Genomic DNA, 22,417 nt, shown 5'->3' with positions numbered 1-22,417 from the left:
TGCTCCTTCTACAGAGGAACGGGACTCAGCAGCCCCCGGCGCGGGAACGCCGGGGGCTGCACTGCGATGGGGGTGAAGCAGGAAGAACTACTCCGGCTCCCCTCGACCCCGCCCGTACAGCGCGGAAGCGCTGGACGGGCGGAGGAGGCAACCGGCCGCCAACCGATCGAGCGGCGGAGAGGTTGGGTGGCGCTGATCCGTACGCGGGGACAGGACCCGTGTACGCCGCCCTCTTAGAGGGGGGCGGATGCCTCGATCCACTGTTGAGTTCTCAAATCCCAACCGCTTCCTTTGAGCCGTCACCGGCTCTCCGGGCGCCGAGAACAGCCCAAAGAGGGCCCCTCTCCGGTCCGCTGTCCTAGGACTGCGGACTTCTGTGGATGACTATGGACTCGCAGTCCCAGGACTGTCAACAGTCCTGGGACTGTGTTTCACTGGCTGCGTCGAAAGGAGTTCCCGTGGCGCCGAAGTGGCGAGAGCTGGCGGACAAGCTGGCCGAGCGCATCCGAAGTGGCGAATACGCCCCTGGCCAGCAGCTTCCGCACATCCGGGACCTGGTGGACGCGGGCGAGGGCTCCAAGTCCACGGTTCACGCGGCGTACAAGGCGCTGGAAGCTGAGGGCCTGGTGACGTCCTCGCGCGGGCATGGCACGGTCGTGCGCGAGCGAGCGCCGCTGAAACGGCTCGGCATCGCTCGGTATGACAAGGCGAAGTGGCGTGACGGGGACGAGGTCGCGTTCATTGCCGACCGCGTCGCGTCCGGCCGTGCGTACAAGCGAGGTGAACAGACGCAGAGCGTCAGCCGGGTGCCGGCGCCTCCGCTGGTGGCCGCGGCGCACGGACTTCCTGAGGGTGCCGAGGTGTACGCGCGAGCGAGGCTCGTGAAGGAAGGCGACCAGCCGACCCACACGCTGACCAGCTACTACCGGCCTGAGCACGTAGAGGGAACGCGCATCGTCGACCCGACGCCGGGCCCCGCCGGCCGTGGCGGCGGATTCCGCGTGCTCTACGACGCGGGCTACGAGATTGACCACATGCGTGAGGAGCTGTTTGCCAGGGCCGCAACGTCTGAGGAGGCGGCCCTCCTGCAGTTGGCGCCTACTGAATGGGTCGTTGAACTGCATCGGACGACGTACACGGTGGACGGCACCGTCGTCGAGTTCGCCGTCGGCCTGCACGCGGCTACTCGGTTCGCCTGGGCGTACGACTTCCAGGTCCCCGATTCGGCACGGAAGGCAAGACCATGATCTCTGCGCAGAATTGGGCCGATGCTGAACGGCTCTGGGACTTCCAGCAGATGCACCACGAGCCGCGACCTTGCTCAGTAGCCATCGGGCTCGGGAGCCACGACCTGGGCGTCGCTGACTTCACAGTTGACCTCTACAGGCGCGGCATGATGCCGCTGATCGTCTTCACCGGTGCCACGAGCCGGACGACCCGCGAGCGGATGCCCCGCGGGGAGGCGGAGCACTACCGTGATCGGGCGCTGGAACTAGGTGTCCCCGCCTCCGCCATCCTCGTGGAGCCAGCAGCGCGGAACACGGGCGAGAACATCCGCCTCTCCCGATCGCTGCTTGCAGACGAGGGTGTGCGCGTCGATTCGGCCCTACTGGTCAGCAAGCCGTACGAGGAGCGGCGCGCCTATGCGACAGCCCGCAAGCTCTGGCCAGAGGTGGAGATCATCAGTGCGTCCGCGCCGATGACGCTTGCGGAGTATGTGGACTCGATCCAGGACTCCCGGCTGGTCTTCGACATGCTCGTCGGTGCCCAACAGCGGCTTCTCCTCTACCCGCAGCTGGGGTTCCTGATTCATCAGGACATTCCCCCGGCTGTTTCTACGGCCTACGAGCGCCTCTGTTCTGAGGGTTTCACCAGCCGCCTCCTAGCCGGTCAATGAATGAAGTCCCGAGCGGTGATGCAACCGACGACATTTGATGTCGGTTGGTCTCACGTCTCGAATGAGGTGTGATGGGGTGACAGGCGGCGCCAGAGGCCGACTTTCGGCAGGGGCCCAACCAACACCGGAATGACGTAGCGCCGTATGACGGTGCTGGCGACCGTGGCGAGGCTCCCATCCCGCCCGCTTCGACCCCGGGCAAGCCGAGCAGGCCTGGAAGCCAGGGTCAACGTGGTTATAGATGGGAGGCGGTCCTGAGTAGCCGTGTGATCGCCAGCTCGTGTGGTTGACGCCTGGCACCGGCGGTGTTGCACACCACCAGCTCCCACGCACCGGTCTGCTGTCACCCACTTCCTGACGAGTCGGAGTGGATACGCCTCCACTGCACCAGCCAACTCGGCGGATGTGCATAGGAAGTCCGACTAGAGGTGCAAAGTGTGCCACTCAGTGCCAAGCTGAGAGATGAAGGCGGGGGCAGCAAGCCTCTTTCCCTCGATCCTTACCCAGGACACACCTCGCCGCGGTGGAGGTAGCCACATGGCCGCCGATTTCATAGCTGCGCAAGGAAGTTCGACGAACTGGGCGCTTGTCGGTCCTCTCATTGGCGCCGCAGTGGCAGCGATAGGCCTCTTTTTTGCGGAACGGCACCGAAAAACAGAGACGGTGCAAACCGTGGTTGATCGGGCAGTTGATGCGAGAATCGGGCAAGTATTTCGCGAATTCAACGAGTATGAGTCTTCTGCCAGAGCTGCCTTGGAAGGCGCCCAGGGAATGGAGCGACAGCTGCAGCAACAGCTTGAGGCGTCGGAGTCGCTTGCAAACAGGTTGGGAGATCTCCTTGGGTCCGGCGATGAGGCTGTCTCGACCCTAGAGAGTTCCAAGGCGATGATTCCGGCGCTATTGTTGGAGAACGCGAGAAGTGCCGAGATTCCGGTGGCGCTTGGCCACCTTTCATCCCTCGCAAACTCTCCGATTGCTGCATCGGATGAATTTGAACGAGGAGGTGATATGGCCGGCAGACTCCAGAGCTATGAACTTGCCCTAAGGCTGTATGAGAGGGCAGTCGAGGTAACCCCTCAAAATGCTACAGCCAGAGCGTCCCTGATCCGCATGCGCGTGCGCCTCGGGAAGGTTGCTGTAGCGGACGCGGTTGTAGAACTAGCAGAGCTGACACTGGCGAACCCAAACAATCGCCTCGTCCTCATGGAAGCGTGTAATACCTGCAAGGATTTTGATGACTATGAGTCACTCAGAATCCTTTGCGAAAAGATGCTGAAGGTAGCCCCAAAAAATTCGGTGGCTTGGAGGAATCTTGCGATTGCGCTAGAAAATCTGGACTCTTCGACCGAAGCAGTGGAGAATGCTTACGAAAATGCGTTCCAGTTCATCAAGGTAGGATTTGATGAGACCAGTGACATAGCGAACGCCGCCAAAGCGTACGTTAACTTCCTTAAAGCTCAAAAGAAATTTGACAAGGCGCATGAGATTTTAAAGCGAGGCCTTGAGGCTGACCCCGGATCGGAGATACTTCTGATATTGCGCGGCGATCTTGAGGTGGCGAGTAATGGCGATATGAAGCTTGCTACGTGGTGCTACCGTGAAGTGGTCAACAGAAAGAATCCGAGCACCCTGCAGCTGGCAGCATCGAAACTGGAAGAATTGGCTAAGCGTGCAGACTTGCAGAAAGTGGGAATAATTTCGGGGGCAACTGCCGAAAAGCCATCTTGGATGAAATTCTGACGGGCTGGTCTATTCCGCTTGCGCGGTGCCTGTCTGCGGGGCCAGACATATCGTCTCAGGGTGAATGTACTTCGGGAAAAGGGCGTGTCCGGCAGGCACGTTGAGCCCTCCCGCAGTCAGGCGCGTGATGCATGAATGAAGCCGTAGCGCTCGTCGCGGTCCTACAGCATCCAGTGCGCACGAACGCCGCCTCGTGCCGGGGGATGTGACGATGCCTGCCGGTCAAGGAGCACCCCGGGCATGACGGATGGGCTGGCGACGGACGGAGCTGAGGAGGACCTGGGCAGTTCCTGCCCGTTCGGCCAATGGCCACATTGGGCTAGGTTCGTATACGCGATCTTCCAAGATGCTGCAGAGCAGCCAGCGACCGGTCTCAGTTGTGGGCTCTTTCAGCGCTGGATCCGGCGAGGTGCGCGGGTGTCCTCCGACGTCCGGCTCTAGGTGCGAGCAGGGGTGTGACGCCCGCGGGGAACGTCGGTGGAGGCTAGTGGACCAAGATCGGACAACTCGTAATGCGTAGGTCTCGGGTTCGAATCCCGAAGGCGGCTCGGATTAGCCCCAGGACTCACTCGCCGTGACCTGGGGCTTTTTCATGCCCTGACCAGTCGGGGGCGGAACGCGATGACCTTCGCGCCCTCGTGCGTGCCCATTGCGTGCCCATTGTGCTGAGTGGGAACGGGTGTGACCTCGACCTCACCCTCGACCGGGGCGGCGACCTCAAGGGGCCGCCGGGCGGCCTCAGACGAGTTCTGTGCCGCGGCGAGGGGTGTCGGGCTAGGTTGGGTTGGTGGTGCTCAGGGGTCTCGTGGTAGGAGGCCTGGCATGACGAAACGGTGGCGCGGTGCGGCGGTCGGAGCAGCCGCGGTGGGGCTCGTGGCGGTGCCGCTCGGCGTGAGCGCCGGGTACGGCTGGGACATGTCCGCCACCCCGGCGTCCGTGGCGCGTACCGCGGTGCAGCCGTCGGCCACTGTGACCCAGCCTTCGCCTTCGGCCTCCGACGAGTTCGCGCAACTGACCCCCGCTGTGGTGCGCCAGCTGGATGCAGCCATCCAGAAGGTGATGAAGGACGCCCAGGTCCCCGGGGTGATCGTCTCCCTCTCGGCACCCGGCAAGGGCACTTACGAGCGGGCTTTCGGCGTGGCCGACAAGGCCAACGGTGCGCCGATGACACCGGATCTGAACATGCGGATCGGCAGCGAGACCAAGACGTTCACGGTCACCGCCCTGCTCAAGCTGGTCGACGCGGGCAAGGTCGGGCTCGACGACCCCATCGGCACGTACGTGTCCGGCGTTCCCAACGGGGACCGGATCACTCTGCGCCAGCTCGCCGGGATGCGCAGCGGCCTGTTCAACTACTCCGAGGACCCGGGGTTCTTCAAGGCCCTGACCAGCAACCCGCGACGACCGTTCACCCCGCGCGAACTGCTGGCGTTCGCCTTCAAACACCCGGTGATGTTCGCGCCGGGAGCGAAGTTCTCCTACTGCAACACCAACCTGATCCTGCTGGGACTGGTGGTGGAGAAGGTGAGCGGGGACAAGCTGGCCGACTACATCCAGCACAACGTGATCGAACCCGCCGGGCTGCACCACACCCTTTTCCCGACGGGCTCGGAGTTCCCGAAGCCGCACGCCCAGGGCTACACGAACCAGACCGCCTCCGGTAAGACGGAGGACGCGGCGGACTGGAACCCCTCCTGGGGCTGGGCCGCCGGAGCGATGATCTCCGACCGTGAGGACCTGCGGACATGGGCCAGGGTGGTGGCCACCGGAACCCTGCTGACGCCGCAGACCCAGGCCCAGCGGTTGAAGGTCCTGAACGCGGACAACATCCCGGACTCCGGCTACGGACTCGGCATCTTCAACGTCGAAGGCTGGATCGGGCACAACGGCTCCCTGCCGGGCTACGAGTCCCTGACCGTCTACCTGCCGGGTCCGCAGGCCACCTTGGTAGTGCTGCTCAACACGGACATCACGTACCAGGGCTCGGAGCCCAGCACCCTGTTCGGGCAGGCGATCACCAAGACGGTTACCCCGAAGCACGTCTTCGACCTGCCCGCCCAGCCGGTGACGGGCCACTGAGGGCTGCGCCAACCGCCGGGCGATCAAAGACGTTTCACGTGAAACATCCGCGCGCGGTCATCGCGTCAATGGGGTGAGAGAGACGCGAGGGGGAGGGCATGCGGCAAGGTCGCAGAGACGGGTCCCGCGAGTTCGCGTCGGACAGATCGGGACCGTTGTACCGGTCGGCGTGCCTGCTCGCGAGTGGGGACACCCACCTCGCGGAGGACCTGGTCCAGGAAACCCTGGGCCGGATGTACGTGTTGTGGGGCCGGGTGTCCCGTATCGACAATCCGGCCGCCTAGCAACGGCGGGGACGTCGTGCTCGACGACGGGAAGGGCCGGTCGCTGATCCAGCTGTCCTACCAGGTCATCGAGGAGTACCCGGGCGGCCGGGCCGGTGAACAGCTCACCGACCACTACCGGGCCGAGAGCGACGCGGGGCGCGGGACATTCACCAGGACACCGGACGGCGCCGCGATGCTGACCGAACAGCACCCGCGCGGCGACGGCGGGGCGGGCGTGGTCGAGTGGAGCGTGGACGTGCTGCACCCGAACGGGCTGCGACTGATCGTCAGGGGGTACAACTCGGAAGGCCCGGACGAGCCCGCGACGCGCACCGCGCCCGCGCTGACGATGGAACAGCTCACGGCCATGGCGATGGACGGTCGCTGGTCGCAGTTGCCGAAGTAGGGCGCAGCCGGGGGCGTCGGCGGGGCGCTGGGCGGACTCACTTCGCGTCGGCGTAGCACTCCACGACGGCCGTGCTGAACGGGAACCGGACTGGGGTGTCGCCGAAGGTGATCCGGCCGGCCCGGTCGCCGGCCGCGCGGATGGCCTCCACGACGGCCCCGGCCTCCTCGGCCGGGCAGTGCACGATCACCTCGTCGTGCTGGAAGAAGACCAGCTCGGCGCGGAGGCCGGCGGCGGCGATGTCCTGCCGGAGGGCGGCGAGCATGAGCAGCGCCCAGTCGGCGGCGCTGCCTTGCACGACGAAGTTGCGGGTGAAGCGGCCGCGGGCGCGGGTGTCGGTCGAGGCGTAGCCCGGGGTCCAGCCGCCGTCCTCCCGGTCCTGTGGGATCCCGGCCTCGCCGCCGTCTTCTTCGGTGGAGCCGGCGGGCGGCGGGCAGGTCCGGCCGAGCCAGGTGCGTACCAGTCGGCCCTCTTCGCCCGCCTTGGCGGCGTCGTCCACGTAGGCCACGGCCCGGGGGAACCGGCGGCGGAGCGCGGCCAGGTTCTTGAGGCCGTCCCCGGAGGTCTGTCCGTAGACCGCGCCGAGCACGGCCAGCTTGGCCTTGTCCCGGTCGCCGGAGAAGCCGTGGCGGGAGATGGAGGTGTAGAGGTCCTCCGGGCGGCCGGCCACCTCCATGAAGGCCGGGTCGCGGGAGATCGCGGCGAGCACCCGGGGTTCCATCTGGTCGGCGTCGGCGACGACGAGCCGCCAGCCAGGGTCGGCGACGACGGCCCGGCGGATCACCTTGGGGATCTGCAGGGCGCCTCCGCCGTTGGTGACCCAGCGGCCCGTCAGGGTGCCGCCGGGGATGAACTCGGGCCGGAAGCGGCCGTCGTGGACCCAGTCGCCGAGCCAGGACCAGCCGTGGGCGGTGTAGATCCGGTACAGCTTCTTGAACTCGATGAGCGGGGCCACGGCCGGGTGGTCGATGCCCTGGATCTCCCAGCGCCGGGTGGACTTGAGCTTGATCCCGGCCTCGGCGAAGGCCTTGACGACATCGGCGGGCAGCTCGGGGTGCACGCGCCGGCCGAACGCGGTGGAGATGCGGTCGGCGAGTTCCGCGAGGCGGCGGGGCGCGCCGCCGCCCGCGTACCGCTCGCCGAGCAGCTCGGTGAGCAGGGCCCGGTGCACGTCGGCCCGCCAGGGCAGGCCGGCCCGGTGCATCTCGGCGGCGACCAGGAAAGCGGCGGACTCGGCGGCGGTGAGCAGGCGGGTGCGGTCGGGGTGGGCGGTGGCGTCGTGCCGTCGCGCCTGGTCGGCGTGGACGGCGATGAGCGCGTCCAGCGGTACCGGGGCGGGGCGCGGATCGAAGAGGGAATCCTGCGTCCCGGGCTCGGCGGCGCGCGCCGGCGGGTCGGGCGGGACCGGCAGGCCGCTCAGCCGGGCCCAGGCGGCCGCGGCCGAGCGGGGTTCGCCGAACCGGCCTTCGTGGCGCAAGAGCAGCAGTTCGGCGTCCTCGACGTCGTAGCACCGCTCGACCCGCACTCCGGCGGCCAGCAGGCGGGGGTAGACGGAGGCGGTCGACTGCCACACCCAGCGCGTGCCCTCGGGCGCGGCGCGGACCGCCTCGGCGGGCTCGCGCACCCGCAGCGGCGCCGTCCCGGCGGGGGCCAGGGGTGCGGCGTGCCACCAGCCGTCGCCGTCCTCGGCGAGGGCCCACCGGCCGGCGTGCTCGTTCATGGGTGCGAGTGTCCCACCGGGGGCTGACAGCGGACCGGCGCACCGGGCCGCCCGGGGCGGCGGACGCGCTGGGGGGCCGGGGCCCTGACCCCGGGCCCCCGCCCGGGGCCGGGGGCCCGCGCCCCGCGGCCCTGACCCCGGGCCTCTCACCCGGGGCCTCCCGGGGCTCGGGTGGACCCCGGGCCGGGGCACGGGGCGGGGACCCGAGCCGGAGTCCCGGCAAGGACCCGGGCCGGGGCCCCGGGGCGAGAGCCCGGCGAAAGCCCGGCGAAAGCCCGGGGTCAGAGTCCGTAGAAGACCCGGGCCTTCGTCGGGCCTTTGCCGGGTTCTTGCCTCGCGCCTTCGTCGGGCTCTGGCCCCGGGCTTTCGCCGGGCCTTCGTGCTCGGCCTTCGCCCCGGGGCCCCGCCTCGGGCGCCCGGTCAGGGGCCTTGGCGGGATACCGCCCCGGAACCCGGCCCCGGCTTCATGCCCCCGGCACGGGCTGTGCCCCGGGCCTTCACCGGCCCTCGCCGGCCCCGCCGCGGGTGCCCGCCCCCGCCCCCGCCGCCGGCATCAGCGGGGGTGGGGGCGGACATGCCAAGCTGAGGGGTGTGAAAGACATCGTCGACCGCGCCTGCGAAGCAGCCCTCTACGCCCAGGGCGACGCCGCGCTGGACACCGGTGCCTCGCTGCTCGCCGCCGACCCCGCCCGCTGGAGCGGAGCCGCGGCGGAGCTGCTGGCGCGCGGGGAGACGTACGTACGGCAGGCGTGGGAGCGCGGCTGGCGACCGGCCGACGTGCTCCGGCTGGTCCGCCGGGACCTGGACGAGCGGCACGCGCGGATCACCGCCGACCTCGTCGCGGCCGAGGCGCGGCGCTACGCACGGCTGCCGGAGCGGTGGACCGACGCCGAGGTGTGGTGGCAGCAGGACGACCGCTACGGCGACCAGCTGGCGCAGCGCGAGAAGACGGACCGGTTCACGCTGGCGACGGCGGTGCTGGAGGTGTTCCGGCTGCTGATCCGGCTGCCGTCGGTCGAGCCGGTCGGGCCGCTGCCCGGCGACCCGTCCGACCTCGGCGAGCACGCGCACATCGAGCCGCGGATGCTCGGGCGGATCCGCGCCCTGCTGGCGAAGGCCGAGGCGACCACCTACCCGGAGGAGGCGGAGGCGCTGAGCGCGAAGGCGCAGGAGCTGATGGCCCGGCACACGGTCGACGAGGCCCTGCTCGCCGCCGGGGGCGGGGGGCCGGCCCGGACGCCCGGTGCCTGCCGGATCGGCGTGGAGCCGCCGTACGAGGAGGCCAAGGCGGTGCTGCTCGACGCGGTGGCCACCGCCAACCGGTGCCGGGCGGTGTGGAACAGCGGCTTCTTCTTCTCGACGGTGGTCGGCTTCGAGAGCGACCTGGAGGCGGTGGAGCTGCTGTACACCTCGCTGCTCGTGCAGGGCACGGCGGCGATGACCCGCGCGGAGGCGGCTCAGCGCTCGGGCGGCCGCAAGCGCACGAAGACCTTCCGGCAGTCGTTCCTGCTCGCCTACGCCAGCCGGCTCGGGCACCGCCTGGCGCAGACGGCGGAGCACACGGTGTCCGAGACCCCGGCGCACCTGCCCGCGCTGGTGGCCCGGGACGTCGCCGTCACCTCCCGGGCAGAGGAGATGTTCCCCCGCACCACGACCACCCGCCTGCGCGGCGCCACCGACCACGCGGGCTGGGAAGACGGCACGGCCGCCGCCGACCGCGCCCACATGACGGGCCGCCGCCACCCCCTGCCCGGCTGAGGCTCCGGGCCTGCCCCGCCGGCGGTGCGCGCCGGCCGGTGTCCGGTCCGGGGTTCGGCGGCGCACGGCGGCCGGTGTCGGGTCCGGGGTTCCGCCGCGCGCGGCTGCCGGTGTCGGGTCCGGGGTTCGGCCGCGGCCGGCCGTTACGCTCGGGCCCATGGGCTGGCTCCGGGCGTTGCAGGACACCGCCCGGAGCGGGATGAAGGTGGAGCGCGCGCGGTCGGAGCCGCTCGTCGCCGTGCGGGCCGCCGTCGGGCTGGCGATCGTGATCGGGGCCGGGCTGGCCCTCCTCGGGCCGGGGGCGGCCGCGAGTTCCGCCTTCGGGGCCTTCACGGCCGCCATCGCCACCCTCCAGCAGAGCTGGCGCCCGCGCCCCGCGCTGGCCCTCGTCTCCGGGCTGACCCTGGCCGTGTCCACCTTCGTCGGCTACCTGGTCGGTTCCCGCGACACCCTCGCGTTCCTGGCCCTGCTGGCCGTCTGGACCTTCCTCACGGGCCTGCTGTGGGCGGCAGGCGCCACCGCCGGGATCATCGCCTCCGGCAACGTCGCGATCATGCTGGTCACCGTCACCCTGCCGACCTCCGTCGCACAGGCCGCCGGGCACGCCGCGATGATCGCCGCCGGCGGTGTGGTGCAGGCGCTGCTCATCGTCCTGTTCCCGGTCCGCCGCTGGGGCGCCCAGCGCGACGCCCTCGCCGACGCGCTCGCCGCCGAGGCCGACTACGCCCGCCGGCTGCGCCGGGACCCCCTGGCCCCCTTCGACCCGCAGCCCCTGATGAAGGCACGGGACGCCGCCACCGTGACGGTCCGCCAGGCCCGGCGGCGGCCCGCCGAGCTGCACGGGGCGCGGGGGCTCGCGGAGCGGATCCGCCCGGTGCTGGCCTCGCTGGCCGACCCGGCGGTGGGGGCTCCCGCCGAAGGCTCGGCGCGCGAGCGGGTGTCCGAGCTGCTCGCCGCCGCCGGGGCGGTCCTGGACGCCGCCGCGCGGGCGATCCGGCACGGGGAACCCGTACGGCTCCCCGCGCCGTCCCTCGCGGTGCTGAAGGCTCCCGACCAGGGCGACCTCCTCCAGGGCGCGCCGCTGCGGGCGGCGCGCCGGCTGACGGCGCTGCTGGACGACGTGCTGGAGACCGCCGATCCCGGCTCCGGGCGGACCGCCGATCCCGGCGCCGCGATGCTGCGGCCCGCGCTGCCCGCCCTGGTGCCGCCGGTGGTGAAGGCCGTACGGGGCGAGCTGCGGTCCGGGTCGCCGGTGCTGCGCCACGCGCTGCGGGTCACCGCCGTGGTCTGCGCGGGGTACGCCGTCGGTCTGGCATTGCCGTTCGGGCACGGCTACTGGGCGCCGATGGCCTCCGTCATGGTGATGCGGCCCGACTTCACCCAGACCTGGTCCCGGGCGGTGGCCCGGTTCGGCGGAACCCTCGTCGGGGTGTCCGTGGCCACCGCCACCGTCCGGCTCGCGCAGCCGGGGATGTACCTCTCCGGTCTCCTGGCCGTCCTCAGCGCGGGCCTGATGTACGCGCTGATGCGCACCGGTTACGTCGTCGCGCAGGCCTGCGTCTCGGCCTACGTGGTGTTCCTGCTCGGCATGGGCGGCCTGCGCTGGGACCAGACCGTGCCCGACCGGGTGGCCCTCACCCTGGTCGGCGGTGTCCTGGCGATGGCCGGGTACGCCTTCTACCCGGCCTGGGAGACGCCGCGGCTGCGCACCCGCCTCGCGGACTGGCTGGCGGCCGGCGGACGGTACGCGCACGCCGTGCTCGCCCGGTACGCCGATCCGGGCGGGGTCCGGCCGGAGGACGTCAGGCGGGCGCTGCTCGCCACCCGGGACGCCCGGATCGCCTGGCAGGAAGCGCTCGGCCGGGCCGAGGGGGAACCGGTGCGGCACCGCGGCCTGTCCCGGGCCGCGGCCGACGGCGCGGCGGACGCGGTGGCCGCCCTCGGCCGGGCGGTCATGCTGCTGGAGGCGCACATCCCGGACCGCGCCCACGACCCGGTGCCGGGGGCCGCCGAGCTGGCGGCGGCGGTGCGGGCGGACACCGAGGCCGGTGCGAGAGCGGTGCGGGAGCGGCGGGCCCCGCAGTGGGGCGGGGTCCGGGCGGTTCTGGCCGATCCCGGCTGGGAAGCCCGGGATCCCGGGGTGCTGCGGGCGGCGGCCCAGCACGTGCTGGAGGCGCTGGAGGAGCTCTCTCAGGCGCTGATTCCCTGATCAGCGGCGTGCGAGGGAGACGTACGGCAGTGCAGTGATCACTACGGCACCCTCCGTGCACGTGCATCTGCCCGTGCAGCTCGCCATGAACAGAGCTATGATCCGGTGCAGTTGACATCTGCACTATCGGGGGCTTCCTGTGGACCACGCGTACAACGGGATGGCAGCTGCAGAACTCACTTCCTTGTTCGGGCTGACGTGGCAGAAGAGCAGACACAGCAATTCGCAAGGCTCCTGTGTCGAATTCGCCAAGCTGCCGGGTGGCGACGTCGCGATGCGCAACTCGCGCTTCCCGGACGGCCCGGCGCTCATCTACACGCCCGCCGAGATAGTGGCGCTGCTGCTGGGCGTCAAGGACGGCGAGTTCGATCATCTGGTCGCCTGAACCGCTGACCGCCCGGGAGCCGGGAGCAGCATCACAACAAGCCATGCACGTGCACCGGCCGGGACTGATCGCAGAGATCAATCCCGGCCGGTACGCATGCGGGTCTGGCTGGTAAGCACGTGGCTCGCGCGCCGGACGTCGACCGTCCGCGCCGCCCGCTCAGTCGTGGAGCAGGAACAGGGCCCAGACGACCTTGCCGGTGAGCCGCCCCGCGAGCGGGTGCCAGCCCCAGCTGTCGCTGTAGGAGTCCACCAGGAACAGCCCGCGCCCGGACTCCAGGTCGAAGTTCTCCTCGGTCCGCTCGGGCGAGAACGCCCCGCCCGGCCGGTCCTCGCTGGGGTCCCGCACCGCGCACACCAGCCGGGTGCTCCACCGCATCAGGTGCAGCCGTACCGGGGCGTCCGGATCCGGGGCCGGCCCGCGGGCGTCGTCGGGCAGGGCGTGGCGCAGCGCGTTGGTGACGAGTTCCGAGACGACCAGCGACACGTCGTCGAAGCGCTGGTCGAGGCCCCACTGGGACAGCGTCGAACGGGTGAAGGAGCGCGCTCCGCGCACCGCTTCGAAGCGGGCGGGCAAGGCGCAGGAAGCGGACCCCGAGACGGCCGTGGGGTCGACCGGGGGCAACCCCTGCCGTAACGGCTCCAGCATGGTCGATCCATTCGTCCCCATGCGAGGCACTCCCGGGATTCGCGGACGGAGCGGCGTCTCCGGCCAGAAAGAACTGCGGGGTGGGTCCGGCGCCGGCGCGAAGTGCACGCAGGTGCGCGGGGACCATCGTTCCGAATGCCGAAGCCGTATGCAAGGGCAGATGCACGTGCACGCGCCGGACCTGTCCCGTCCCGTGATGGTTCTTGCTCATTTCTTCCTACGCATACTTACGGACTTCTTTTCCGGGACGCCGGATTCCGTTACAGAACGAGTACGGACAGGTGCGTTTTGGTGGCAGACTGCGGCCCCTGGGGTTCGGGGGCCCCAGCGACGCAGCACGCAGACGACAGCGCTGACCACGCGCACACCATTGCGATGGGGAGGGCAGGACTAGTGACCGCAGAAGCCAGCGGTTCCGTGGTGCGCCGCATCCTCCTGGGCTCACAGCTCAGGCGACTCCGAGAATCCCGCGGCATCACCCGTGAGGCGGCCGGCTACTCGATCCGCGCATCCGAATCGAAGATCAGCCGCTTGGAGTTGGGAAGGGTGAGCTTCAAGGCCCGGGACGTCGAAGACCTCCTGACGCTCTACGGAGTCACGGACGGCGCGGAGCGGGAGTCCCTCCTGGGACTGGTCCGCGAGGCCAACGCGGCGGGCTGGTGGCACAGTTACGGCGACGTGCTGCCCGGCTGGTTCCAGACGTACATCGGGCTCGAAGGCGCCGCCTCCCTCATCCGCATCTACGAGGTCCAGTTCGTCCACGGGCTGTTGCAGACGGAGGCCTACGCCCACGCCGTCGTCAAGCGCGGCATGCCGGGCGCCTCCGCGGCCGAGATCGACCGCCGCGTCGCGCTGCGCCTGGAGCGCCAGAAGGTCCTCGTCTCCGAGAGCGCCCCGGTCTTCCACGCCGTCCTCGACGAGGCCGCGCTGCGCCGCCCCTACGGCGACCGCGACGTGATGCGCGGCCAGTTGGAGCACCTCATCGAGGTCTCCCAGCGCCCCAACGTCCAGCTCCAGGTGATGCCCTTCTCCTTCGGCGGCCACGCGGGAGAGAGCGGCGCGTTCACGCTGCTGCGCTTCCCGGAGTCAGACCTCCAGGACATCGTCTATCTGGAACAGCTCACCAGCGCCCTCTACCTGGACAAAGACGAGGAAGTGGCGCAGTACGCACGGGCGATGGAGCGGCTCCAGGCGGACTGCCCCGATCCCGACCAGACCCGCGATCTCCTGCGCGGGCTCCTCCAACTGTCTTGATCCGCACGTAGTATGACGTCTGATCAGTGCATGACGACGACCGATCGGTCTCCGGTGCAGCGCACGGGTGCGCGCTCGCAGTAAGGGATGGCATGTCCATATTCGACGACCTGGCCCACCAGTACATCGATGGCGAATGGCTGCCCGGCGCCGGTTCGTGGGACATCATCGACGTCAACCCCTACAACGGTGAGAAGCTCGCCGCCATCACCGCGGCCACGGTCGAGCAGGTCGACCAGGCCTACCGCGCCGCCGAGCGCGCGCAGCGGGAGTGGGCCGCCACCAGCCCCTACGCGAGACGCGCCGTCCTGGAGCGGGCCCTTCGGATCACCGAGGACCGCCGGAAGGAGATCGTCGAGGCGATGATCGACGAGCTCGGCGGGACCCGTCCCAAGGCCGAGTACGAGGTCCACCTCGCCATGGAGTTCATCCGCGAGGCGATCCAGCTGGCCATCCGCCCCGAAGGCCGGATCCTCCCCTCGCCGGTCGAGGGCAAGGAGAACCGCGTCCAGCGCCTGCCGGTCGGGGTCATCGCCGTCATCAGCCCCTTCAACTTCCCGTTCCTGGTGACCATGAAGTCGGTCGCCCCGGCGCTCGCGCTCGGCAACGCCGTCGTGATCAAGCCGAACCAGAACGCCCCGGTGGTGGGCGGCGGGGTCATCGCCAAGGTCTTCGAGGACGCCGGGCTCCCGGCCGGGCTGCTGAACGTCCTGGTCACCGACATCGCCGAGATAGGCGACGCGATCCTCACCCACCCCGTGCCCAAGGTCATCTCCTTCGCCGGCTCCGACCGGGTCGGGCGGCACGTGGGCGCCGTCGCCGCCCGCCACTTCAAGCGGACCGTCCTCGAACTCAGCGGCAACAGCGCCCTGGTCGTCCTGGACGACGCCGACCTCGACTACGCGGTGGACGCGGCCGTGTTCAGCCGCTTCGTGTACCAGGGCCAGGTCTGTATGGCGGCCAACCGGATCCTCGTGGACGCCTCCGTCGCCGAGGAGTTCACCGCGAAGTTCACGGCCCGGGTCCGCGGCCTCAAGACCGGTGACCCGCGCGAGGCCGACACGCACATCGGTCCCCTCATCAACTCCTTCCAGGCCGACGCCCTGACCGCCCTCGTGGACCGGGCCGTCGAGGAGGGCGCGCAGGCGCTCGTGCGCGGTTCTACGCGCGGCAACCTCGTCGAACCGACGGTGCTGGCCGGGCTGCCCGAGGACTCCCCGCTGCTGGGCCAGGAGATCTTCGGCCCGGTGGCGCTGCTGGTGGTGTTCGACGGCGAGGACGAGGCGGTCCGGCTCACGAACGCGACCCCGTACGGGCTCAGCGGCGCCGTGCACACGCGGGACGTGGAGCGCGGGGTGCGGTTCGCCCAGCGGATCGAGACCGGGATGATCCATGTCAACGACTCCACCATCGGCGACGAGCCGCTGGCGGCCTTCGGGGGCGAGAAGGCCTCGGGGCTCGGCCGGCTGAACGGCGAGGCGACGGTGGAGGCCTTCACCACCCAGAAGTGGATCTCGGTCCAGCACGGCCGGACGAGCTTCCCCTTCTGAGGGCTGCCGGTTCCGAAGGCTTCTCAGGGCTGCCGGTTCCGAAGGCCGGCGAAGGGTTCCGACGGCCGGGCGCCGGCCGCCGGCCGGTCCGCCCGCGGTCCGTTCGGCTTCCCGTTCTACACTCGGCCGGGCAAGCGTCAGGCGGGAACGTCCGGGGGAGAGCCGAGTTGAGCAACATACCGGAGACCGGGCGGACCCCCCGGGTCCAGAACCGACTGGTGATCATCCAGGTGGTGGTCTTCTCGCTGCTGGTCACCCTCGGCGGCCGGCTCTGGTACCTCCAGATACGCAACGGCCAGGAATACACGGACGAGGCGAAGAACAACAACACCCAGCAGGTGGTCCAGCCCGCCGTGCGCGGCTCCATCCTCGACGACCGCGGCGTTGCGCTGGCCGACAACGAGACCCGCATGGTGGTCTCCGCGAGCCGCACCGACCTGTCGAAGATGAAGGACCGCGGCAAGGGCGTCCTGACCCGCCTCGCGGGCGTCCTGGGCCTCCCGCCCGAGGACGTGGTCAACAGCGTCCGGCTCTGCGACGCGAAGACCCCCAAGCCGTGCTGGAACGGATCCCCGTACCAGCCGATCCCGGTCACCGACGAGGCGACCACCGACCAGGTCCTGGAGATACGCGAGCACGCCGAGCAGTTCCCCGGCATCACCGCCGAGCCCACCGCCCTGCGCCGCTACGCCGCCCCCGACCAGGCCAACACCTCCCAGGTGCTCGGCTACCTCTCGCCGGTCACCGACGAGGAGATCAAGAAGGCCAAGAACACCGACTCCCCCTACCTGCGCTCCGACCAGGTGGGCCGCTCCGGCCTGGAGCGCACGTACGACAAGGAGCTGCGCGGCAAGGCGGGCATCACCCGTTACGAGGTGGACAACCTCGGCCGGGTCATCGGAGAGCGCGAGAGCGTGAAGCCGCAGCCCGGCTCGAACATCGTCACGTCGATCGACGCGCGCGTGCAGGCGGTCGCCGAGCGCGAGCTGAACAACGCCATGGTCGAGGCCCGCAAGACCTACGACAAGAACACCGGCAGCAACTACAAGGCCGACTCGGGCGCCGTCGTGGTCATGGAGGCCAAGACGGGCCGGATCGTCGCGATGGCCTCCAACCCGACCTACGACCCCAACGCGTGGGTCGGCGGGATCTCGGCCAAGGACTACAAGGCCCTCACCGACAAGGACTCCAACTACCCGCTGCTCAACCGGGCCATCCAGGGCCAGGCCGCTCCCGGCTCGATCTTCAAGGTGGTCTCCTCGACGGCCGCCGTGAACGCCGGGTACCCCTTCAACGGCCGCTACGGTTGCCCCAGCTCGTACCGGGTCGGGAACCAGACCTTCACCAACTTCGAGTCCCAGGGCTACGGCGACATCACCATCGGCAAGGCCCTCGAGGTCTCCTGCGACACCGTCTACTACGGCATCGCGGACCAGGAGTGGAAGAACGACGGCGGCATCAAGCCGAAGAAGGATCCGGCCGACTGGTTCTTCAAGACGGCCCACGAGTTCGGCCTGGGCAAGCCCACCGGCATCGACCTGCCGAACGAGGTCCCGGGCCGGGTCCCCGACCGGCAGTGGAAGAAGGACTTCTTCGAGGCGAACAAGGCCGCCTGGTGCCGCGACGGCAAGAAGGACGGCAGTTTCGCGGAGAAGATCGCCTACGAGAACTGCCGCCAGGGCAACCAGCTCCGCGAGGGCGACGCGATCAACTACTCCATCGGCCAGGGCGACACCCTCGTCACGCCGGTGCAGATGGCCTCCGTGTACGCGGCCATCGCCAACGGCGGCACGCTCCACCAGCCGAGCGTCGGCAAGGCGGTCGTCAGCGCCGACGGGACCTCGGTCAAGGAGATCGCGCCGAAGGAGCAGGGCCGCCTCCCGATGGACGCCGAGACCCGTGACGACATCGACGGGGCCCTCGCGTCCGTCGTGACCAACGGCAGCGCCGCCTGGCGCTTCGGCGGCTGGCCGCAGAAGCAGATCCCGATGCACGCCAAGACCGGCACCGCCGAGGTCCAGGGCAAGCAGACCACCTCGTGGTTCGCCTCGTACACCGCCGACTACTCGATCGTGATGACGATCTCGCAGGGCGGCACCGGCTCCGGCGCCTCCGGGCCGGCCGTCCGCAACATCTACGAGGCGATGTACGGGCTCGACGACGCGGGCAAGCAGGACCTGTCCAAGGCGCTCCTCCCGCAGCCCCGCTCGGCCCTCCCGGTGATCCGCCCCGACGCCCCGTGATCCTTGCCGATCGAGGACCGAACCTGACCGCAAGCCTGCGTAGCGTGGTCCTCGTCGGCAAGAGAACACCAGACACGAGGCGGTCGGTCAGCATGGTCACCCACGTTCCCGCGGAAGCCCACGGCGACGAGCGCGGCGCGCTCCTGTCCTTCGTGGAGGCCCAGCGCGGCGGCATCCGCCGCTCGGTGCTCGGCCTCAGCGAGGAGCAGGCGGCGAGCCGCCCGAGCGCGAGCGAGCTGTCCCTGTCCGGACTGCTCAAGCACTGCGCGGAGTGCGAGCTCAACTGGCTGCGGATGGCGCAGCAGCGGCCCAACGAGCGGCAGCGCACCGAGGAGGACTGGGCCGACTCCTTCCGGCTCGTCGGCGGGGAGACGGTCGGGGAGGTCCTCGCCTTCTGGGACGACGTGGCGGCGCAGACGGCCGAGTTCGTCGCGGGCCTGGACAGCCTGAACGAGACCTTCCCGCTCCCGGATGCGCCGTGGTTCCCCAAGGACGGCAAGGTCTCGATGCGCTGGCTGCTGCTGCACCTGGTCGAGGAGTTCGCCCGGCACGCCGGGCACGCCGACGTCGTGCGCGAGTCCCTGGACGGCAAGACGGCGTTCGAGCTGGTGGCCCTGGCCTCCAGGCCCGAGTAGCGGTCCTCCGCGGGCACGACTTGCACCTCACGCGGCGTGAGGGCCCACAGTGAGGGGCGTACCCAACCAGAGGAGCGGAAGTGATGGGCTACTCCGTGGGCCAGGTCGCCGGTTTCGCCGGAGTGACGGTGCGCACGCTGCACCACTACGACGAGATCGGCCTGCTCAGCCCGAGCGGGCGCAACCGGGCGGGACACCGGCGGTACGACGACGCCGACCTCGACCGGCTGCAGCGGATCCTGTTCTACCGGGAGCTCGGCTTCCCGCTCGAAGAGGTCGCGGTCCTGCTGGACGACCCGGAATCGGACCCGAGGGAGCACCTGCGCCGGCAGCACGCCCTCCTGTCCGACCGGATCGACCGGCTCCAGCGGATGGCCAAGGCCGTTGAGCACGCCATGGAGGCGCACGAGATGGGAATCAACCTCACGCCCGAGGAGAAGTTCGAGGTCTTCGGGGACAAGGACCCGGAGCAGTACGCGCAGGAGGCCGAGCAGCGCTGGGGCGGCACCGACTCGTACCGCGAGTCGCAGCGCCGGGCGGCCTCGTACACGAAGGACGACTGGAAGCGGATGCAGGCCGAGGCCGCCGACTGGGGCGACCGCTACGCGGCCCTGATGGAGGCCGGAGAGGCCCCAGAAGGCGAGCGGGCCACGGCCATGGCCGAGGAGCACCGGAGGCACATCTCGAAGTGGTTCTACGAGTGCCCGTACGAGATGCACACGTGCCTGGGCGAGATGTACGTCTCGGACGAGCGCTTCAAGGCGTTCTACGACTCCATGCGGCCCGGGCTCGCGGAGCACCTGCGGGACGCCATCCTGGCCAACGCGGTACGCGCCGCGTGATGCGGCCCGGCCGCTCGGTGTGACGAAACCCGCGCGCTGTTTCCCGTACCGCCCCCTCCCGGTCCCTGGAACCCGGCGGGGGCGGTGTGCGTTCATAATTGGAACCACCCGTGGTTGAAACCACCCGTGCCGCGCGCCGCGCAGCGGACGTCCCCCGATCCAGGAGAGCCCGGAACTCGTGTACACGCTTGCGCTCGCCCCTGAGTGGCTGTCCCCGGACTATCTGATCTCGAACTTCGGCCTGGTCGGCATCCTGGTCATCGTCTTCGCCGAATCGGGGCTGTTCGCGTTCCTCCCCGGTGACTCCCTGCTGTTCACGGCAGGTCTGCTGGTCGCCAACGGCGAGTACCTCCACGAGCCGCTGTGGCTGGTCTGCACGCTGATCGTGGCCGCCGCGATCCTCGGTGACCAGGTGGGATACCTGATCGGCAAGTTCTTCGGGCCCAAGCTGTTCAGCCGGCCGAACTCCAGGCTGTTCAAGCGGGAGAACCTCGACGCGGCGCACGACTTCATGGACAAGCACGGCCCCAAGGCCATAGTGCTCGCCCGTTTCGTCCCGATCATCCGTACGTTCGCGCCCATGGTCGCGGGCGCCGGCGCGATGAAGTACCGCACTTTCCTGGCGTTCAACGTCATCGGCGGCACCGTCTGGGGCGCGGGCGTGACGCTGCTCGGGTACAACCTGGGCCAGTTCGACCTCATCAAGAACAACATCGAGACGATCTTCATCGGCATCGTCCTCATCTCGGTGATCCCGGTGATCTTCGAGGTGCTCAAGGCGCGCAAGCAGAAGAAGGCCGCCGGCGCCGGGGCTCCGGCCGCCGTGGGCCGCCAGCGGGAGGCCGAACCCCAGGCCTCCGGCCGCGGCCGCCACGCCAAGCGCTGACCGGCCGCCCGCGTACCGGGCCACCGCACGCCCCACGGCGCCCCGGAGGCAAGGCCTCCGGGGCGCCGTCGCGTGCGCAGAGGGGCTCAGAAGCCGCGGGTGCGCTTCGCCGCCCGGCGGGTGGCCGCGCTCGCGGCTCCCGGGATGCGCATGAACAGCCGTGAGGTCTCGGACCCCAGGTTCACGCCGATCGCGATGGCCAGGGCGATGGCGGCGGCGTTCACGAGCGAGGCGAGGCCCTCGTTCAGCCGGTTCTCGGCGATCAGCAGCAGCCCGTAGTACGTCGCCGAGCCCGGGAGCAGCGGGCCGATGGCCGCCGTCGTGTAGGGCAGCGCGGAGGCGAAGCGGTAGCGGGAGAAGAGCTGCCCGAAGAGGCCGACCAGCCCCGCCGCGATCGCCGTGGACGGCACCGGCGGGATGCCGCCCGCGTAGTGAAGGGCCCCGAAGGTCACCCAGGCGACCCCGCCGTTCAAGGTCACGATCCCCACGGTGGAGCGTTCCTGCTGGAGCAGGATCGCGAAGGTGAACACCAGCACCATCGAGGCCGCGATCTGGACCAGCGGCCGCTGCGTGATCAGCAGCACTTCGTCGGGATTGGGCTTCGCGTGCAGCTGGAGCCCGACGTACAGCACCACCAGGACGCCCATGATGATGCCGATGAAGAGGTACATGACCTCCAGCAGCCGGGCGGAGGCGGTGATGTAGAAGCCGGTCAGGCCGTCCTGCACGGCCGCGACCAGGGCCCGCCCCGGAAGCAGCGCGAACAGCCCACCGGTGATCACCGCGGAGGCGCGCACGTCTATGTCGGCGAGCTTGAGCGCCACCCCGATCGCGGCGGGCGGCATCGCGGCCACCACGAACTGGTAGAACTCCGGCAGTCCGCGCCCGGCGCAGAGCCAGGCCAGCCGGTCGCCCAGGACCGCGCCGACGGCGGCGGCGAGGAAGACGAACACCCCACCGCCGACCAGGGTGGAGGCGGCCCCGGCGAGCAGTCCGGCTGCGGCGGTGAGCACCCAGCCGGGGTACGGGTGCCGGTTGCGCCGGATCTCCGCGAGGCGGCGGTAGGCCTCCTCCAGGGACACGTCGATCTCGTGGGCGCTGATGTCGTCCACCAGCCGGTAGACGGCCGCGAGGCGGGTGTAGTCGGTGCCCCGGCGGCGTACGGTCCGGCTCGCCGAGACCGGGTCGCCCACCAGGGAGGGCTGGTGGGTGATCGACAGCAGGGTGAAGGTGACCGTGGGCTCGCAGCGGTCCAGCCCGTAGCTGCGGGCCACGGCGAACATGGCGGCCTCGACGTCCTCGGCCCCCTCGCCGCCCGCGAGGAGCAGCTCGCCGATGCGCAGCGTGAGGTCGAGTACGCGGCCCACGGCGGGCCCGGCCTCGCTCTGCTTCTGCACCTGCTCGGGAACGGGCCGGACGTCCACCGGCATGCGCAGCATGGTGCGCATGCGGTCCTGCCACGGGGACTGCGTCATCGCGGCCATCGGGAAGCCCTGGCCCGGGGTGTACGCGGGCGGCGAGTGCTGGGCGCTGTAGGTGGCCGGGGGAGCGAAAGCGGAACCCTCGGGCTCGGCGGGCTGGGCGGCCAGGCCGTCGGGGACGGCGAACTCGGAGGTCGGCTGGTCCTCTTCGGGCGCGTCGGGGGCCGTCCCGGCCGGCCGGGCGAATGCGCTGTGCGCCTCGTCGGACGTGGGCTTCTTGTCTTCTGCCCCGTCGGCCTCCGCCACGCGTCCTCCAGTCAACGATCACCAGCGGTATCAGTATGCGGAATCGTTTCCTCCCCGGCGAAGCGGAACCCCGTCGCGACCCCGGCACGGAACCCGGCACGGGTGTTGCACCGGGCGCCGGGCGGTACCCGTTGCCCGGACCCGGACCCGGACCCGGACCCGGACCCGGACA

Annotated in this window: 17 protein-coding genes and 1 pseudogene; 15 read left to right on the top strand and 3 right to left on the bottom strand. The window is 70.1% G+C overall.

Features of this window, described 5'->3' with window-relative positions; all coding sequences use genetic code 11:
• Window positions 1–458 precede the first annotated feature (458 nt).
• The 6 genes and pseudogenes from OHA81_RS14845 (at window position 459) to OHA81_RS14820 (ending at window position 6,388) form a co-directional block, all read left to right on the top strand.
• Window positions 459–1,247, top strand: a complete 789-nt coding sequence (locus OHA81_RS14845) for a GntR family transcriptional regulator (protein ID WP_329196243.1) — start codon at window positions 459–461, stop codon at window positions 1,245–1,247.
• The gene (locus OHA81_RS14840; protein WP_329196241.1) at window positions 1,244–1,897 is read left to right on the top strand and encodes a YdcF family protein; all 654 of its coding nucleotides are present in this window, start codon (window positions 1,244–1,246) and stop codon (window positions 1,895–1,897) included. Before OHA81_RS14845 ends, OHA81_RS14840 begins: the two co-directional genes overlap by 4 nt.
• A 537-nt stretch (window positions 1,898–2,434) precedes the next feature.
• The gene (locus tag OHA81_RS14835) at window positions 2,435–3,637 is read left to right on the top strand and encodes a tetratricopeptide repeat protein (RefSeq protein WP_329196239.1); all 1,203 of its coding nucleotides are present in this window, start codon (window positions 2,435–2,437) and stop codon (window positions 3,635–3,637) included.
• Window positions 3,638–4,459: 822 nt separating this feature from the next.
• Window positions 4,460–5,716 (top strand): serine hydrolase domain-containing protein, encoded by a 1,257-nt coding sequence (locus OHA81_RS14830; RefSeq protein WP_329196237.1) that lies wholly within the window; start codon window positions 4,460–4,462, stop codon window positions 5,714–5,716.
• A gap of 98 nt (window positions 5,717–5,814) precedes the next feature.
• Window positions 5,815–5,997: pseudogene (locus OHA81_RS14825) on the top strand (SigE family RNA polymerase sigma factor); the annotation flags it as partial.
• Between the two features lie 19 nt (window positions 5,998–6,016).
• Window positions 6,017–6,388: a hypothetical protein gene (locus OHA81_RS14820; RefSeq protein ID WP_329196235.1), complete on the top strand. Its 372-nt coding sequence runs from the start codon at window positions 6,017–6,019 to the stop codon at window positions 6,386–6,388.
• 37 nt (window positions 6,389–6,425) lie between these two features.
• Here the strand turns inward: OHA81_RS14820 and OHA81_RS14815 are convergent, their stop codons facing one another.
• A complete protein-coding gene (locus OHA81_RS14815) occupies window positions 6,426–8,108 on the bottom strand; it encodes a bifunctional 3'-5' exonuclease/DNA polymerase (protein WP_329196233.1) in 1,683 nt (560 codons plus the stop codon).
• Window positions 8,109–8,699: 591 nt separating this feature from the next.
• Between OHA81_RS14815 and OHA81_RS14810 the strand changes: the two genes are divergently transcribed.
• From OHA81_RS14810 to OHA81_RS14800, 3 genes are all read left to right on the top strand, one after another.
• Window positions 8,700–9,866 (top strand): DUF2786 domain-containing protein, encoded by a 1,167-nt coding sequence (locus tag OHA81_RS14810; RefSeq protein ID WP_329196231.1) that lies wholly within the window; start codon window positions 8,700–8,702, stop codon window positions 9,864–9,866.
• A 157-nt stretch (window positions 9,867–10,023) separates the two neighbouring features.
• Complete coding sequence (locus OHA81_RS14805; RefSeq protein ID WP_329196229.1) at window positions 10,024–12,075, top strand: FUSC family protein; 2,052 nt, start codon at window positions 10,024–10,026, stop codon at window positions 12,073–12,075.
• A gap of 139 nt (window positions 12,076–12,214) precedes the next feature.
• A complete protein-coding gene (locus OHA81_RS14800; RefSeq protein WP_329196227.1) occupies window positions 12,215–12,460 on the top strand; it encodes a DUF397 domain-containing protein in 246 nt (81 codons plus the stop codon).
• Window positions 12,461–12,619: 159 nt separating this feature from the next.
• Here the strand turns inward: OHA81_RS14800 and OHA81_RS14795 are convergent, their stop codons facing one another.
• Complete coding sequence (locus tag OHA81_RS14795; RefSeq protein WP_329196225.1) at window positions 12,620–13,129, bottom strand: ATP-binding protein; 510 nt, start codon at window positions 13,127–13,129, stop codon at window positions 12,620–12,622.
• Window positions 13,130–13,483: 354 nt separating this feature from the next.
• On the opposite strand from OHA81_RS14795, the gene OHA81_RS14790 reads away from it, so the two are divergent.
• From OHA81_RS14790 to OHA81_RS14765, 6 genes are all read left to right on the top strand, one after another.
• On the top strand, window positions 13,484–14,362 hold the full coding sequence (locus OHA81_RS14790; protein WP_329196223.1) for a helix-turn-helix domain-containing protein: 879 nt from the start codon (window positions 13,484–13,486) through the stop codon (window positions 14,360–14,362).
• 92 nt (window positions 14,363–14,454) lie between these two features.
• Window positions 14,455–15,912, top strand: a complete 1,458-nt coding sequence (locus OHA81_RS14785; protein ID WP_329196221.1) for an aldehyde dehydrogenase family protein — start codon at window positions 14,455–14,457, stop codon at window positions 15,910–15,912.
• A gap of 167 nt (window positions 15,913–16,079) precedes the next feature.
• Entirely contained in the window at window positions 16,080–18,155 is a 2,076-nt protein-coding gene (gene mrdA, locus OHA81_RS14780; protein ID WP_329196219.1) for a penicillin-binding protein 2, read from the top strand.
• A gap of 92 nt (window positions 18,156–18,247) precedes the next feature.
• A complete protein-coding gene (locus OHA81_RS14775) occupies window positions 18,248–18,790 on the top strand; it encodes a DinB family protein (protein WP_329196217.1) in 543 nt (180 codons plus the stop codon).
• 83 nt (window positions 18,791–18,873) lie between these two features.
• Window positions 18,874–19,632 carry a MerR family transcriptional regulator gene (locus tag OHA81_RS14770; protein WP_329196216.1) on the top strand — a complete coding sequence of 253 codons (759 nt, stop codon included), beginning with the start codon at window positions 18,874–18,876 and terminating at the stop codon, window positions 19,630–19,632.
• Window positions 19,633–19,810: 178 nt separating this feature from the next.
• Window positions 19,811–20,518 (top strand): DedA family protein, encoded by a 708-nt coding sequence (locus tag OHA81_RS14765; RefSeq protein WP_329196214.1) that lies wholly within the window; start codon window positions 19,811–19,813, stop codon window positions 20,516–20,518.
• Window positions 20,519–20,604: 86 nt separating this feature from the next.
• On the opposite strand, the gene OHA81_RS14760 is transcribed toward OHA81_RS14765, so the two are convergent.
• Window positions 20,605–22,245, bottom strand: a complete 1,641-nt coding sequence (locus OHA81_RS14760; RefSeq protein WP_329196212.1) for a threonine/serine ThrE exporter family protein — start codon at window positions 22,243–22,245, stop codon at window positions 20,605–20,607.
• Between the last annotated feature and the right edge of the window lie 172 nt (window positions 22,246–22,417).

Source organism: Streptomyces sp. NBC_00667, assembly GCF_036226825.1.
GTDB lineage: Bacteria > Actinomycetota > Actinomycetes > Streptomycetales > Streptomycetaceae > Streptomyces.
This window is presented reverse-complemented; position numbering and strand designations above follow the sequence as displayed.